The organism is Bacteroidales bacterium (assembly GCA_023228145.1).
GTDB lineage: Bacteria > Bacteroidota > Bacteroidia > Bacteroidales > CAIWKO01 > CAIWKO01.
In genome coordinates this window covers 77,938-94,268 of record JALOBU010000006.1, presented here as the reverse complement: position 1 = coordinate 94,268, position 16,331 = coordinate 77,938, and the positions used below count along the sequence as shown (strand labels likewise).

The following is a 16,331-nucleotide window of genomic DNA, read 5'->3' as shown; positions in this document are numbered from 1 at the left end:
AGTTTGAAGTTTGTCCATTTATTACACTTCGGATAAAATCAGGGATGAGTTGTTGCCTCCAAAACCAAAAGAATTGGATAAAACATTAGTAACTTTAACATTTTCCGTTAAACGGGTAACAGGCGAAATATTCAGCTCGGGAATAGGCTCCTTAAAGTTGAGGTTTGGAAAAACCAATTTATTCTTTATTGCAAGAATGGATATGATAGCTTCTATTCCCCCTGCAGCTCCAAGGGTATGCCCTGTAAAAGGTTTCGTAGAACTGAACAGCGGCACGTGGTCTCCAAAAATGCGCTTCATGGCAATGCCTTCCGAAAGGTCGTTGTTCCCTGTTCCTGTCCCGTGAACATTGATGTAATCAATTTCGTAGGGTTGCAGGCCGCTCATCGACATAGCTTTGCTCATCGCCAGAAAAGCTCCCTGTCCGTCGGGAGAAGAAGCGGTCTGATGATAAGCATCGTTCGCATTGCCATAACCTTTCACTTCGGCAAAAGCTTCTTTCTGTGTTTCGTTTAATACTTTTTCAGAGACAAGTACCACATAACCAGCGCCTTCGCCGATATTCAAGCCCGCACGACCTGCATCAAACGGGCGGCAATGATTTTTGTCAAGTATCATCAGGGTGTTAAAGCCGTTGACAGTAAACCTTGTCAGCGAATCGGTGCCTCCGGCAATTGCTATATCAAGGATATTATTCTTTATCAGCCGGGAAGCATACATGATGGCATTGGCTGACGAAGAACACGCCGTGCTGATGGTAGCCTGAAAGTCTTTTATACCGAGAAATAGGGCAATACGCATGGTGCTGTCGGCACAGTCATGGCTTTTCACATACCTGTTATCGCCTTTGCTGTGGTCGTTGTAAAACTCATCATAAAAAATCTCACTGAGGTCCATACCTCCTACAGAGGTAGCGGAAACAATCCCGCAACGGAATTTGCCGGTATCAATGCCTGCCGAATTAACAGCTTCTGATGCAGCACACATTCCAAGAAGGCATGTCCTGGAAATAACAGTATCTGTGTCAATACAAAGAAAGTTCTTCAGTTCTTCATTGGTTTTTTTTACCTCCGCCACAGGGATAGTTCCTTTATAAACCGTATCCAAATGGGTTATTGGCCCCACTCCGTATTTCAATTCACGGAGCGAATGCAGGGCTTCCTGCACATTAAAACCAATGGCAGATATCATCCCCATGCCTTTTATATAAACTTTTTCTGATGCCATCCATGAAATTATTGTAGTGCGAAAGTAGCTATTTTTTGGAAAATAATCAGTTGGTTAATTCACATACTAATATACACGCTTCATATCAGTTATTTTTCATAATTTTGCATTGATAAAGCAACAGTTCGGCTTGTCGCTGTCCCGACAGATTTGCCTGTCGGGGGGGAGGAAAGTCCGGGCAACAAAGGGCGCCATACTTCCTAACGGGAAGGATTCCGGGCAACCGGAAGACAGACAGTGCCACAGAAAATAACCGCCAGGATACTTCGGTATTTAGGTAAGGGTGAAAACGTGAGGTAAGAGCTCACGGCTTGCTATGGCAACATAGCACACGGGCAAACCTTATGGGTTGAAAGGCCAAATAAACCGGAGACAGAGGGCTGCCCGCCCGATTCCGGAGGGTAGGCCGTTAGATTGTTCAGGTAACTGCGCAGCCAGATAAATGACAGGCTAAAACAGAACCCGGCTTACGGAACTGCTGCTTTATTTTTTGCAGACTCCGCATTTTTAGTTATTTTTGATAATGAAACAGCAAGCCTTTTCATTTATGAAAAAAAATTTTTTCATCCTATTATTCATCACCTTGCCGCTTCTATCTTTAGCCCAGTTCAAATATTCGAGTCGTAACGGTAACAGCATTCCTGCAAAAATAAAAATGCGTGCCCTGAACATCCTTATCAATATCGTTTACGACCAAACACCTGAACGTGACCCGCTGTACAACGACAAGACCCACCCCTGGCAAGCCGGAAAAGCAAACAGCATCAACGATAATGTCCCCACCGCTATGCTTTCGGGTTTTATGAACAGCGACTTACACAACCACAAACCCACAGGCTGGGTCACAAAATATTTCTACGAATCGAGCCTGGGTAACTTTATCTATCTGGGAGATTTTATTATAGTGAACATTGCTCAATCGGCTATCACACCAGATAAACCCGGCAAAGACTTTACATATAATGACCTGATAAAAGCTTCTATAAACCTAATTAACCAGAAGGGAGGCGTAAGGACGGTGTTCGGCCACGATTCGATATCCGACTACGACTTTTTTGAACGCGGAAAATCAGGCTTAAAAAAAAGTACAACGCCCAACGGAAAGATTGATTTTATTCAGGTAATCCTCAGAAACAGCGGCAGAACTTACGAAGGAAGTAAGCAGCTCTATAATTACGGTCAACACAACCCCGGTGAAGGAAACTTTTTTATGAGCGCCGGCAAATCCAATATGTTAAAATTTTATAACAGCGTTTACTACGAACACGGAATGCTTTCGTGCCAAAACCTTGGAATGTCTGAGTTTTCAATACCAGGAAAATCCATACTCATTCATGAGTTTTCTCACGCCCTGCTGGGCGGCAACGGGTTTCATGCTTCAGGAGGAAATCATTACGGGACTTACTCGGCTTGTACTTTCATAGGCATTCAGGGCGGCTGGGGTATCATCGGCGGCTACAGCTCCAGCCTGATAAGTTGTAACGCATACGAACGCTGGCGGCTGGGATGGTTTGACAGCATCAACAATCCCGACCAATTTGCCATTGCTGCCAGTGGAAAAAATTCAGACATCAACAAAGCATCAGGCAGACAAACATTTATCCTGCGCGACTTTGTCAGCACAGGTGACGCCATCCGGATACAACTTCCTTATGTGGATGAAAATGCATCAAATCAATACCTGTGGCTCGAAAACCACCAGGTAGGGAAAAACGGAAAATTAGATTTTCTGCAGTTTTCAAACTCTGCCGAATGCAGAGACGCAGGAACACCGGGTATATACTCCTATATTCAGGTAGGCAGGGATATTATCGAGGGTAATAAATATGAAGAAGTTTTTCCGCTTAATGAAACTGACAACCTCAGGGTTGTAAACGCCAAAGGCAATTGGGATATGGAACTCATTTCGCTTACAGATACGGTATTTTGCGTAGCATGGAAGTCGGTGTATCATTCAGAATCCTGCAACAAACCCAACCCGCTTTCGGGTTATGTGGACCAGCAAACACATTTTTTTGATACAGAAGGAAATCTTAAAAGCATCAGCGACCGCGGCAGGTTTGAATTTCCCGCTATTGTTTATCGTAAAGGAAAACGATACGATAATCTGCCCTACCTCGGCGACAACCTGGATGCCTTTACCGATGGGGCTGTGATGGATATTGGAACTAACCCCGCACCTGTCAATACAGTAACATATTATGTAAATCAGGGGTCAAAAAAATTCAATAAAACATCACTTCCCAATACAAGAAGTATTTATCTCAGCGGATTGTACATAAAAATGCAAGACCTTAATAATGGAACCTTCAAAGTGGATATCGGCTGGGACGATTACGAAGTTAAAAACAACACCCGATGGACGGGAAAAATTATCCTTCATGAAAAGCTGATATTGCAAGGCGGAAAAACTATTTTATTAGACCAGAATTATACGCCCAATCAGTTGTTTCGCGACAGCATCAGCGGGTACTTCTCCCCTACTACTAATTTCGTTGCCAAAACAGGAAGCGAAATCATTTTACAACCAAAATCGAAATTGGTCATTGACAATGGAAGCACCATGATTTTAGAAGCCAATAGCAAACTCACTCTTAATAATAAAGCGCAAATCATACTAAAAAAAAATGCCTGTCTTTTTATAAAAGAAGGCGTAGAAATAATTAATAAAGGCGGAAAAATACTGAAAAAAGCAAACGGCAAAATCATTAAAGAAACCCAAAAATAAGGGTATGGCGGTTATTGATTATTATAAAATATTAGGGATATCACACCACGCATTACCCCATGAAATAAAAAAAGCATACAAAGAAAAAGCCCGCAAATATCATCCTGACGTTTATCACGGTAAAGACTCGGTTGAAATTTTTCAGTTGTTAAATACAGCTTATCACACCCTGATTGACCCCGCATTGAGAAAACGCTATGATTTTGAGCTGAAATACCCCGGGTCACATAAAGTAAACACCGACCCCCGCTTCCGGCATCCTGCAGATGCCAGCTATTACCAGCGCAGTACGCATCAACCCCCGGCATACCCAAAACACTATGCACGTAATATCCGGAGATTAAACAGATTTATACTTTATTCTATTGTAGGGATACTTTGCCTAGGTATCATATACGGAATGATTGACCTGATTCTCAATTTTAATTTTATAGGGCTTTTGTTTAGTATGATTTCACTGGCAATTCTTATTATTGGGGTGAGAATCGTTAGGCGTGAAAAAAAATCGCAGGGCAAATACTGATATTTTATCAGGAGAGAACATTTTTTAAATTTAATTTAAAAAAGTTGTTTGTAAATAAAATTTATATTATTTTTAACATCTCAAATTTATTCATTTGTAAAATAATTATTCATCCATAAATCTAAAAATCATGAAAAAACAGTTTTACATCATGTTTGCAGTAATCATGATTACTGCTTTTACAACCCAGGCAGCCCGGATAAGAGTAAACAATCAGGGGCTGGGCGCACCCCATACAACAATAAATGCAGCTATTAACGCTGCAGCAAGCGGCGACACTATTTATGTGGAAGGTTCTCCTGTTAACTATAGCGGCTTTTCATGCAGTAAAAGAGTTGTCATTATTGGCCCCGGGTATTTTCTGGGCAACAATCCTCAAACTCAGGCAAACCAGTTTAATGCCACTGTTGGAGGAAGCTCTTTTTATGAAGGTTCAACCGGTTCGATAGTTATGGGAATTAAATTTTCTTCCGGAAACTATTACACCTGTATAGATATACACGACACATGTATAACCATTAAGAGAAATTGTTTTTATCTTTCCTCAACGCACAGCGATAATCAACCTGCGATTAGAATATATGCATCTAAAACAATAATTGTTCAGAATTATATAGAACGTGCAGGAAACGGATGGGCTATTTACACGCCCAATTCAGGCACCATAGGCCTTATTATTTCAAACAATTATATTGCTCACACATCAGGAGGAACTGCTTTAAACAACTTAAGCAATGGCTCGGCAACCGTAACACACAATGTTTTTTCAGGGAATGTTTACCTGTATAATGCCAATGTCTTTAATAACATAATAAAAAACGGAAATTTTTCCAGCACCAATTCTATTGTCAGCAACAACATTGGCAATGGCACTCAATTCCCTTTGCCCGACAACATGCAAAATGTAGATATGAATTTGGTTTTCAATCTTTCGGATCCAAGCCCTGATGGCAAATACAGGTTGATTGATGACGTATCGAATCCGGCTATAGGGTATGGTGCTTTGGGAGAGGATTGCGGGATGTTTGGAGGCAACAACCCTTATAAATTATCTGGCATACCTCCGGTTCCTGCAATATATTATTTTTACGCACCCGCCACCGGCTCCGGAAACAGCAACCTGCCTTCAGACATAAAAATTAAATCTAACAATTAGTTTTATGAAAGCATATCTTAAGTATATATCAGGTATTCTGCTTATGCTGTTCTTCATGCCAATCCAGGCCCAGACTGTATTGTCGGATGTAACAGCTGCAGAATACTTCATTGATTCCGACCCAGGTTACGGGCTTGCCACTCAGATAAGTATCACACCCGATAGCCTACTCAATCTGAATGAGCTCTTTCCTGTTACCGGCTTAACCAACGGACATCATATTCTCGGCATACGTGCCAAAGACAGCATTGGCAACTGGGGTATTACACATGTTCACCATTTTCTGGTTGATAATTATACTACGGAAAGCGAAATTCCCGATATTATTAAAGTGGAATACTTTTTTGACCATGACAGCGGCTATTGCAAACAAATATCCCTTCCCATTACGCCGGACAGCTTGTTGGCACTGAATGAGATTATTGACATCAGTGCTCTTGGAAATGGTATGCATTTTATTGGTATCCGTGCCGGAGATGCATATAATAACTGGGGCATAACACATACTTATCGTTTTTACGTTGACAATTACAGCAATGTGCCCATATCAGACCTGACTGAGTATGAATATTTTTTCAACACCGAGCCCGGTATAGGAAACGCCACGCCCATGACGCTGCCTGCTGACACGCTCTGGGATTTTTCAGAAACATTTGATTTGTCGGCATTGCCCATAGGAAGCAATTTTCTTGGCATACGGGCAAAAAATGCTTTTTCACAGTACGGCCATACCTACATCCATAATTTTACCAAAGTTGCATTTTATGAAATTATAGCTACAACCGATACAGGAGGAACTATCAACCCTCCCGATACAGTTTATGTTGATGCGGGCAACAACCAGTTATACACTATAACACCGGAAACAGGTTTTCATATATTAGATGTTGCTGTTGATGACGCAAGTGTCGGCCCTGTTGCTACCTATACATTTAATAATGTAAACGCCGACCACACCATACATGCAGCTTTTGAAATTGACACACTGACCATAACGGCAACAGCTAGTGCAAACGGAACAATAACCCCCGCAGGGGATGTGGAAGTTCAGTACGGTGATAACCAAAGTTTTACTTTTACTCCGGATGCAAACTACTATGTCGCTGATGTGTTGGTTGACGGAAACAGTATAGGCGTTGTTTCAAATTATGAATTTGTGAATGTTACTGAAAATCACACCCTGCATGTAATTTTTGACACGGATACGCTGATAATAGCTGCAACAGCTAGTGCAAACGGAACTATAAACCCCGCAGGGGATGTGGAGGTTTGGTATGGTAACAACCAAAATTTTACTTTTACACCGGATGCTAACTACTATATTGCTGATGTGTTGGTTGACGGAAACAGCATAGGTATCGTTTCCAACTATGAATTTGTGAATGTTACCGAAGACCACACCATACATGTAATTTTTGATATTGATACACTGATAATAACCGCTACATCAAGTGCAAATGGAACTATAAATCCTGCAGGGGATGTGGAAGTTCAGTACGGCAGCAACCAAAGTTTTACTTTTACTCCGGATGCTAACTACTATATTGCTGATGTGTTGGTTGACGGAAACAGCATAGGTATCGTTTCCAACTATGAATTTGTGAATGTTACCGAAAATCATAGCATACATGTTGTTTTTGAAACAGATGCTTTTATTTATACTTTACCGTGGAATTTATATGAAATAAAAGTTTATCCCAATCCGGTAAATGAATACTTATGTATAGAATTTGAAAGTATAAATCCTAACGACTTCTATATTACCTTGTTTGATTATAATGGGAATATACTGCACAAAACTAAATTGTCGGGAACAGGCTGCCTTAAAGATAGAGTTGCTGTTAATCAATACAGCAATGGAATATATTTTATAACAATTTCTGACAATAAAACATTTCTGGCAAAAAAGAAAATATTAAAACTATAGCCCGATTTATTTTGATACAAAGTGTATTTTTGTGACTTCAAAAACATGTTACATTTTTTTTGTGTCATAATTTGAAGTTATACTAAATACATTGAATGCTTGATTTTCTATAACTGATTGCAGGATTCGTCCTGCTTATTCTGGGGGCCAGCAAACTTGTTGACGGGGCATCAAGCCTGGCTGTCCGCATGGGCATCTCTGATATTGTCATAGGATTAACAATAGTGGCCTTCGGCACTTCAGCGCCGGAACTTGTTGTGAATGTTTTTGCTGCAGTTGACAAATCCAATGAAATAGTTATGGGAAATGTGCTTGGCAGCAACATTTTCAATGTATTATTTATCTTGGGTATTTGCTCCATCATCAGACCCTTGGCAGTGAAAAGAGACACCACATGGTTTTAAACACCTCTGAGTCTGCTTGCTGCCATTGCCCTGTTGTTTGCCACCAATGATATTATCCTTGACCAAAGCAATGAAAGTTTTATTTCACGAACTGACGGTTTCTTACTATTGTTATTTTTGTAATTTTTCTGGTTTATAACTTTGAAATCTCGAAAAACAAAACAAACAATATAACTGAGGAAGTATCAAAGAAAAAACGCTCATATATAAATTCTGTATTTTAAATTTTTATAGGATTGGCAGGCTTGATATTAGGCGGAAAATTTTTTGTATCTAGTGCAATAAACATTGCTATGGATTTTGGCATGTCGAAGCGTATCATCGGGCTTACAATTGTTTCTATCGGCACTTCTTTACCTGAACTGGCAACATCTATTGTCGCAGTCAGAAAAAAAATGTGGACATTGCCATCGGTAATGTAGTGGGTTCAACCATTTTCAATATATTTTTTATACTCGGCGCCTCAGCAGTGATTTATCCTGTACAGGTTATTTCTGCATCCATTCTTGACCTTTGGATTAACATACTGGCAGGTTTTCTGCTTTTTCTCTTTCTTTTTACCGGAAAAGGACGCAGGCTCGAAAGCCGGGAAGGAATTATTCTTATTTTTATACATATCGTTTATATTTTTATGCTATAACAAGATTTCATATCTGAAAAATCAGCACACCACAGTAAATCCAGTAAATCTTTATATTTTTCAAGTACATTAACTCTTTCCGGTTATAAAAATGTATCTTTGCACGCGCTTATGACTACAGTAGCTTTTCATACACTCGGTTGTAAAATGAACTTTGCAGAATCTTCGGCTATTTCGCAGAAATTCATACAAAAAGGATATCGCCTTGTAGATTTTACTTCCACTGCAAATATTTATGTGATACACTCATGCATGGTGACACAGCAAGCTGAACGTAAATGTATCGCCAGCATACGGCAGGCACAAAAAAAAAATCCGGCAGCTTGTGTGGCCGTTATCGGTTGCATGGCTGAATTAAAAAAAGAAAGGCTGAGCAAAGAAGGGACAAATCTTCTACTGCTCGGCAACAACAGTAAATATGACATCGTTGACATACTTGAAAACAAAAAAATATTTCAAAGAAATACTGCTGAAACCTTTGTCCCTTCGTGGTCGCATGAAGGGCGTACACGTATTTTTTTCAAAGTGCAAGACGGTTGTGATTATTTCTGTTCTTATTGCACCATACCATTGGCAAGAGGCCGTAGCAGAAGTGCCACTGTGGAAAGCACAATAAAAAACATCCAAGATGCCACTTCCGGAAAATGCAACGAACTTGTTCTGACAGGTATCAATCTGGGAGATTTTGGAAGAAAAAATTCCGAAACGCTTTTAGACTTACTTACCGAAATAGAAAAATTTAAAAATATAAAACGTATCCGGCTGTCTTCCATTGAGCCCGACCTTGTAAATGATCAAGTTATTGAATTCATATTATCACATCCGCAGTTTATGCCGCACTTTCATATTCCTTTGCAATCCGGCTCTGATAAAATACTGAAACTGATGAAAAGAAATTACAATACCGGATTGTTTGCAGCAAGAGTTGAAAAAATAAAAAAACTTATCCCTCATGCCTGTGTAGCAACAGATATTATTACAGGCTTCCCCGGGGAAACAGAAACAGAACATCAGGAAACCGTTGACTTTATAAACAAAACGGACATCTCTTATATTCACGTATTCACATACTCTTCCCGTCCGGATACAAAAGCGGAAAAAGCAACACAACAAGTCGGCGAAAAAATAAAGAAAATGAGAAGCAGGGAGTTACACCAAATATCTGACGATAAAAAAAATAAGTTCTATAATGAAAATATTGGCAGGGAATGCGATGCCCTTTTTGAATCAAAAATATATAAAGGCTTTGTTTTAGGCTATACTGATAATTATATAAGGGTAAAAGCAAAATTCTCCGAAGATATTTTAAACTCAATACGAACCATAAAAATCAAATCCATTGACAACGAAGGAATTTGCCATGTGGATTTTCCCGAATCAGAAAACTATTAAAAGATATGTTTCCACAATTCAGTGATATAATAAATTATTTCTTTGGGACGAATATTAATATCCCCATACAAAGCTACGGGTTGATGGTTGCAATAGCATACCTAACTGGAGCCTACCTGATAAAGCTCGAACTGAAGAGAAAAGAAAAAGAAGGGCTACTTGAAATTATCCATAAAAAAGAACTGAAAGGCGCTCCTCCCAAAATTACGGAATTGATACTTATTGGCATTGCAGGTTTCCTTATAGGACATAAATTTATTGGGATACTTTTCAATTACAGCGAATTTGCCGACAATCCGCAGGAATATCTTTTTTCATTAAGGGGCAATCTTATCGGTGCTTTTGCCGCTGCTGCAATATTTGTTGTTATACGTTACCTTTCGCACAAAAAACAAAAACTTGAGGAACCCTTATGGGTTGATATTGAAATTCATCCTTACCAGCTTTCGACAAACATTCTGATAATTGCAGCCATATCGGGATTGCTGGGGGCAAAAATTTTTCACCACCTTGAAAATTTTCGTGAGTTTCTTGCCGACCCTCTCGGACAGTTTTTTTCTTTCATGGGGCTTACTTTTTACGGCGGACTAATCATAGGTTCACTTGTCGTCATCTGGTACATCCGCAGATACAAAATTTCCATACCCGTATTTCTGGATGTTGCTGCCCCTGCGATTATTATTTCATATGGCATCGGAAGAATCGGCTGTATGCTTTCCGGCGATGGCTGCTGGGGTATAGAAAATCTAAATCCCAAACCTGAATGGCTCTCCTGGCTACCGGAATGGATGTGGGCATTCCGTTTTCCGCATAATGTCATTAATGAAGGTATCGTTATTGACAACTGCACTGCAAAATATTGCAGCATACTCGAAAACCCTGTATTCCCAACGTCTTTTTATGACACCGTACTTTGCACTGTCATTTTTATTTTGTTGTGGTCACTCCGCAAAAAAATAAAAATTCACGGGGCATTGTTTTCATTGATGATTTTTTTAATGGGAGCGCAACGTTTTTTTATGGAAAAAATCCGCGTGAACAACAAATTTAATTTAGTCGGGATACAAATAACGCAGGCAGAAATAATTTCCGCCATACTCATTATATTGAGTATCATTTGCTTCTGGTTTTTTTTCAGAAGAAATAAAAAAATCAGAAAAAATTTGTTCAATAATTGAAAAAAATTTATGTTATTTGCATCCCCGTTTTTTATTGACATAACCCTTTCTGTAAGGCTTATCAAATAAGCGTTCCAGACAAACAAACAAAAAAATTACATCTGCAAAAACAAAAGCATGACGAACAGGTTTTTTATTTCTTTTTCTTTCATTTTTATACTGATACTATCAGTATCCTGTTCAAAGCATTTGCACCTTCTTGAAGAAAGTACACAGACTTCAATGATTGTTTTAAACTCCGCTATTGGTGAAGACTCAATCGTCAAAACCTTTATTGCACCTTATACAAAGCAGCTCGAAAGAAAAATGAACGAAGTTGTTGCTTTCTCCGACATTGCCCTTACAAAAGATGAACCCGAAAGTTTGTTGAGTAATTTCGTAACAGACCTTGTATTTCATAAAGGAAATCAATACTTTCATAAGTCGTTTAATCTGAAAGCCGATGCGTGCTTACTGAACAACGGAGGTTTTCGTACGGAACTTCCAAAAGGGAATATTACCGTTGGCAACATCTTCGAACTGATGCCCTTTGATAATGAGATTTATGTTGCTAAACTCAGCGGAGCAAAAGTTAAAGAAATGCTTGATTTTATTGCCTCAAAAGGAGGTATGCCTGTAGCAGGTATTTCCATGGGCATAAAAGATAACACCGCATCCAATGTTACAATTGGAGGAGAAAAATTTGACGTAAGTAAAGAATACTATATTCTTACTTCCGATTACCTGTATAATGGCGGAGACAATGTCAGGTGTTTTTCAGACGCTTTAGAAAGTTTTCCACTTAATATCAGGATGCGCGATATTATCATTGAATACCTGAAGGAGTTGACCATGGAAGGAAAAAACATACAAGCAAAACTTGATAAGCGCATATATTATGAATAATAAAAACACACATATTCTTTATCTGACGCTGACAGCTTTGTTATGTTTTATGCTGTTATTTCCTGTCAACTCACAAACACAGAACAAAAAAAAAGTATACAAACTTACTATACTATATACAAATGACACTCATAGCAGGATAGAATCATATCCTTCCAATGATGCCAGGTATGCCAACATGGGTGGTTATGCACGCAGGGCAAGCATGATAAAAAAAATCCGCAGTGAAGAACCTAATGTACTTGTTTTTGATGCAGGTGATGTTTTTCAGGGAACACCATATTTTAATTATTTTGGCGGCGAACTGGAATTTAAGTTGATGAGCATGATGGGATATACAGCTATGAACATAGGAAATCATGATTTCGATGCAGGGCTTGAAGGCTTACTGAAACAATTACCGTATGCCACTTTTGACATTATTTCATCCAATTATGATTTTTCAGAAACAATTTTAAAAGATAAAATCCCCGCTTATAAAATTTATGATATCGTTGGAATAAAAGTTGGCGTTTTCGGCCTTGGTGTCAAACTTGAAGGGCTTGTCAATGCATCAAACTACGGGAAAACCCGTTACATAGACCCCATTGAGAAAGCAGCGGAAATGGCATACATGCTAAAAAAACAAAAAAAATGTGACCTCGTGGTTTGCTTGTCTCACCTGGGGCATTCATATGACGATGCCCAGATAAGCGACCTTAGCCTGGCGAAACAATCAAAAAATATTGATATCATTATTGGAGGCCATACTCATACACTGCTCGATCCATCAAAAAGCATAAAAAATTCAGATTTTGAAAATGTAATCATTGCTCAAACGGGAAATAATGGAGTCAGACTTGGCCGTATAGATTTGTATTTTGCTGATAAGGCGGGAGTTAAATATTGTTACGCACAGTCAATAAAAAATTTTTAAAAATAATCATAAAAAAATTTTTTTTTTACTATTAAAATGATAATATTTGTAAACAATTTCAACAACAAACAGAATTAAGGGATATGACGAATAAATTCTTAGGGAATCAAGCGTTACGTAAAAGTATTTTTTTATTAAAATAAAATAATTGTTGATAAGTTGAAGGAAAAAAGAATGAAACGGGACCATAATGATGTTTGGAACAGATGTCTTAACATAATAAAGGATAATATTCCATATCAAAGTTTTAAAACCTGGTTTGAACCTATAGTACCCGTTAGGCTAATTGATGGTACATTGACAATACAGGTTCCGAGCCAGTTCTTTTATGAATGGCTGGAAGAACATTATATTGACTTGCTGAAGAAAACCATTGTAAAAGAACTTGGAACTGAAGGGCAGTTGGAATACAGCATTGTGATGGAAAACAGTTACGGCAACACATCACCGCTAACTATCAAAGCACCCACGGTAAACCGCAGGGCGTTGAAAAACCCGAGCATGGCAATGCCTATTGACCTTAACAAAGGCAACTCCAAAGACATTCCCAATCCCTTTATGATACCCGGCCTCAAAAAAATCCAGGTACATCCTCAGCTCAATGAAAATTATTCTTTTGATAATTTTGTTGAAGGAGATTGCAACCGCCTCGCGAGGTCAGCAGGATATGCAGTTGCGAACAACCCCGGGAAAACGGCTTTCAATCCATTGTTGCTGTATTGCAACACCGGCCTTGGGAAAACACACCTTTCACATGCCATCGGCATACAGATAAAAAACAATTTTCCTGATAAAATTGTTTTGTACGTTCAATGCGAACAATTTATCAGCCAGTTTATAGATGCTGTAAGAAACAACAATCAGAACGACTTTATGAATTTTTATCAGATGTTAGATGTTCTGATTATTGATGACATACAATTTATCTCAGGAAAGGAAGCAACACAAAATGCCTTTTTCCACATTTTCAACCACCTGCATCAGCGTGGATGCCAAATTGTAATTGCTTCTGACAAAGCACCCATTGACATGAAAGGCATTGAACCGCGGCTTCTCTCACGTTTTAAATGGGGACTTTCTGCCGACCTGCAGTTGCCTGACCTTGAAACACGCATCGCCATTGTTGAAAAGAAACTTTATAATAACGGCATTGAAATGCCCCGCGACGTTGTGGAATACTTGGCTTATAACATCACAACGAATATACGCGAACTCGAAGGCGCTTATGTTTCATTGCTTGCGCAGTCGTCGCTCAATAAGAAAGCCATTACCATTGACCTGGCGAAACAAATCATTGACAAATTCATCCGCACCAATTCACGCGAGATATCCATAGATTTTATTCAGAAAATTGTCTGCGATTATTTCGGCATTAATATTGACCTGCTGAATTCCAAAACCCGCAAACGCGAGATTGTTCAGGCAAGACAGCTTTCGATGTTTTTTGCCAAGAAACTTACTAAAGCGTCACTGGCATCCATCGGTCTGCACTGCGGCAAAAAAGACCATGCCACTGTGCTACACGCCTGCCGTACAGTCAACAACCTGATTGAAACCGACAAGCAGTTTAAACTTTACGTGGACGACTTGGAAAAGAAAATTAAATTGTAATAAATTATTTGTTTTTTGAATACAAAAATCGTTTGATTTTTTGTGTTGCTGTTTTTTTGAAAGGGTCAGGCCGGGCGATTACCAAATGAATTCGTGAAAATTTATTGACCCGTTTGTTGATATATTCTTTTAGCTCGATTTTTAATTCTTCAATTTTATGTTCCACGTATGCAGACACCTCAGTTTTAATGTGCTGATATTTTTTTTCAATCTCTTCTTTGTTAAAATATACCAACGCTACGAGTTTCCCTTTTTCTTCAACTACTAAAGAATCGCTCACATAATTAAAATTATTAATCACAGTCTCTATCTCCTCAGGATACACATTTTCTCCGTTGTTCATTACAATCATATTCTTCAGCCTGCCTTTAATGTAAAGGAAGTTATTTTTATCAAACATCCCAAGGTCTCCTGTTTTGAACCATCCGCTTTCATCAAGTACCTTTCTTGTTTGTTCCATATCTTTATAGTATCCCATCATAATATTTGCACCTCTTGCCCATATTTCGCCCTCACCGGTAATTTTATCAGGGTTTGCAATTTTCAATTCAACACCTTCCATGGCCGGCCCTGTTGATTGCAACCGGGTAAATTTTGGGTTTGCTCCTGCAAGCAGCGGAGAAGTTTCAGTTAACCCGTAACCAATGGCATAAGGGAAACGTGCTTCTATCAGGAAGCGTTCAATAGTTTTATCAAGCTTAGCGCCCCCAATTCCAAAAAATTTTATTTCCCCGCCAAATGTCTTCATCAGTTTTTTTCCTGCCAACAAATGAAGTATCTTTCTGAAAAACGGCAATGAATATAAATAGCTGATCAACTTCCCCTTGGTGAATTTCGGAAGTATAGAATTCCTGAATATTTTTTCAATAATTAAAGGAACAGTCAGCATAATGGTAGGCCTGACCATTTGCAGTGCGGGTAGCAATATGGCCGGTGTCGGAGGTTTGGAAAGATAATATGTACAGGCTCCGCTGATCATTGACAATATCAACCCGAGGGTGTTTTCGTAAGTATGTGAAAGAGGAAGCACTGAAAGAAAACGGTCGTTTTCATTTACAGGTTGAATAATCCTTGATTTTATTGCGTCAAAGCAAATATTTTTGTGTGTGAGCATCACACCCTTTGGATTCCCTGTGGTCCCTGATGTGTATATGATTGCGGCAAGGGTGCTCTCTTCAACAGTATAGTTCTTTTCCGGTTTTGATTCGATGTCAAAACGTACATTTTGATTGCCGGAATCCGCATACGAAAAATCATCTATAATAATAATATCCTTGGGCAGTTCATCTTCTATACCTTTAAGTTTATATCTAAGATTCTCAGAAACAAATAACATCCTGGTCTCAGAATGGCTAATGAATTTTTCAATTTCATCTGTATTAAAATCCGGCAATAAAGGGACAGCTACAGCACCCATGAAAGTAATTGCAAAATATGCAATCCCCCAGTTAGGCATGTTGGTGCTGAGTATGGCAATTTTATCACCCTGTTTTACATTTAAATCCTCGAGATATGCAATGAGTGCATAAATCCTTTGATTCATTTGTTTGTATGTAATAGGGCTTTTATCAACAAATGAGAGCGCGTTATTATCAGGAAACTTCTGAACCGAATTGGAAAATAAGGCAGGAAAAGTCAATGGAATTTTAAAGTTCGCCATCAAAAATTAAATTGGAGTGCAAAATTACTAAAAAAATCAACATCCATTTAATTAATATTTTAAACAAAGATAAATATCCGCAGA

Annotated in this window: 11 protein-coding genes, 1 other RNA gene and 1 pseudogene; 11 read left to right on the top strand and 2 right to left on the bottom strand. The window is 38.8% G+C overall.

What is annotated here, in order from left to right:
* Window positions 1–21: 21 nt before the first annotated feature.
* A complete protein-coding gene (locus M0R16_04630; protein ID MCK9612167.1) occupies window positions 22–1,227 on the bottom strand; it encodes a beta-ketoacyl-[acyl-carrier-protein] synthase family protein in 1,206 nt (401 codons plus the stop codon).
* A 117-nt stretch (window positions 1,228–1,344) separates the two neighbouring features.
* Here M0R16_04630 and rnpB point away from each other — a divergent pair.
* From rnpB to dnaA, 11 genes and pseudogenes are all read left to right on the top strand, one after another.
* Window positions 1,345–1,713, top strand: an RNA gene (gene rnpB, locus M0R16_04625) — RNase P RNA component class A.
* Window positions 1,714–1,774: 61 nt separating this feature from the next.
* Window positions 1,775–3,955 carry a hypothetical protein gene (locus tag M0R16_04620; protein ID MCK9612166.1) on the top strand — a complete coding sequence of 727 codons (2,181 nt, stop codon included), beginning with the start codon at window positions 1,775–1,777 and terminating at the stop codon, window positions 3,953–3,955.
* Between the two features lie 4 nt (window positions 3,956–3,959).
* Window positions 3,960–4,478 carry a DnaJ domain-containing protein gene (locus M0R16_04615; GenBank protein ID MCK9612165.1) on the top strand — a complete coding sequence of 173 codons (519 nt, stop codon included), beginning with the start codon at window positions 3,960–3,962 and terminating at the stop codon, window positions 4,476–4,478.
* Between the two features lie 130 nt (window positions 4,479–4,608).
* Entirely contained in the window at window positions 4,609–5,634 is a 1,026-nt protein-coding gene (locus M0R16_04610; protein MCK9612164.1) for a hypothetical protein, read from the top strand.
* A gap of 4 nt (window positions 5,635–5,638) precedes the next feature.
* Window positions 5,639–7,561 (top strand): T9SS type A sorting domain-containing protein, encoded by a 1,923-nt coding sequence (locus tag M0R16_04605; GenBank protein MCK9612163.1) that lies wholly within the window; start codon window positions 5,639–5,641, stop codon window positions 7,559–7,561.
* A 113-nt stretch (window positions 7,562–7,674) separates the two neighbouring features.
* A pseudogene (locus M0R16_04600) lies at window positions 7,675–8,605 on the top strand (calcium/sodium antiporter).
* Window positions 8,606–8,752: 147 nt separating this feature from the next.
* Window positions 8,753–9,997: a tRNA (N(6)-L-threonylcarbamoyladenosine(37)-C(2))-methylthiotransferase MtaB gene (gene mtaB, locus M0R16_04595; GenBank protein MCK9612162.1), complete on the top strand. Its 1,245-nt coding sequence runs from the start codon at window positions 8,753–8,755 to the stop codon at window positions 9,995–9,997.
* Between the two features lie 5 nt (window positions 9,998–10,002).
* Complete coding sequence (locus tag M0R16_04590) at window positions 10,003–11,175, top strand: prolipoprotein diacylglyceryl transferase (GenBank protein ID MCK9612161.1); 1,173 nt, start codon at window positions 10,003–10,005, stop codon at window positions 11,173–11,175.
* A 117-nt stretch (window positions 11,176–11,292) separates the two neighbouring features.
* On the top strand, window positions 11,293–12,060 hold the full coding sequence (locus M0R16_04585; GenBank protein ID MCK9612160.1) for a 5'-nucleotidase C-terminal domain-containing protein: 768 nt from the start codon (window positions 11,293–11,295) through the stop codon (window positions 12,058–12,060).
* Window positions 12,053–12,976: a metallophosphatase gene (locus tag M0R16_04580; GenBank protein MCK9612159.1), complete on the top strand. Its 924-nt coding sequence runs from the start codon at window positions 12,053–12,055 to the stop codon at window positions 12,974–12,976. The genes M0R16_04585 and M0R16_04580 overlap by 8 nt, the downstream gene beginning before the upstream one ends.
* Before the next feature lie 174 nt (window positions 12,977–13,150).
* Window positions 13,151–14,587 carry a chromosomal replication initiator protein DnaA gene (dnaA, locus tag M0R16_04575; protein ID MCK9612158.1) on the top strand — a complete coding sequence of 479 codons (1,437 nt, stop codon included), beginning with the start codon at window positions 13,151–13,153 and terminating at the stop codon, window positions 14,585–14,587.
* A 4-nt stretch (window positions 14,588–14,591) separates the two neighbouring features.
* Here the strand turns inward: dnaA and M0R16_04570 are convergent, their stop codons facing one another.
* Window positions 14,592–16,247, bottom strand: coding sequence for an AMP-binding protein (locus tag M0R16_04570; GenBank protein ID MCK9612157.1), 1,656 nt, complete (start codon window positions 16,245–16,247; stop codon window positions 14,592–14,594).
* Between the last annotated feature and the right edge of the window lie 84 nt (window positions 16,248–16,331).

Coding starts and splice junctions, on each gene's coding strand:
- M0R16_04590 (MCK9612161.1), top strand. CDS start 10,003: ATGTTTCCACAATTCAGTGATATAATAAATTATTTCTTTGGGACGAAT.
- M0R16_04605 (MCK9612163.1), top strand. CDS start 5,639: ATGAAAGCATATCTTAAGTATATATCAGGTATTCTGCTTATGCTGTTC.
- M0R16_04630 (MCK9612167.1), bottom strand. CDS start 1,227: ATGGCATCAGAAAAAGTTTATATAAAAGGCATGGGGATGATATCTGCC.
- M0R16_04570 (MCK9612157.1), bottom strand. CDS start 16,247: ATGGCGAACTTTAAAATTCCATTGACTTTTCCTGCCTTATTTTCCAAT.
- M0R16_04585 (MCK9612160.1), top strand. CDS start 11,293: ATGACGAACAGGTTTTTTATTTCTTTTTCTTTCATTTTTATACTGATA.
- M0R16_04615 (MCK9612165.1), top strand. CDS start 3,960: ATGGCGGTTATTGATTATTATAAAATATTAGGGATATCACACCACGCA.
- mtaB (MCK9612162.1), top strand. CDS start 8,753: ATGAACTTTGCAGAATCTTCGGCTATTTCGCAGAAATTCATACAAAAA.
- M0R16_04610 (MCK9612164.1), top strand. CDS start 4,609: ATGAAAAAACAGTTTTACATCATGTTTGCAGTAATCATGATTACTGCT.
- M0R16_04580 (MCK9612159.1), top strand. CDS start 12,053: ATGAATAATAAAAACACACATATTCTTTATCTGACGCTGACAGCTTTG.
- dnaA (MCK9612158.1), top strand. CDS start 13,151: ATGAAACGGGACCATAATGATGTTTGGAACAGATGTCTTAACATAATA.
- M0R16_04620 (MCK9612166.1), top strand. CDS start 1,775: ATGAAAAAAAATTTTTTCATCCTATTATTCATCACCTTGCCGCTTCTA.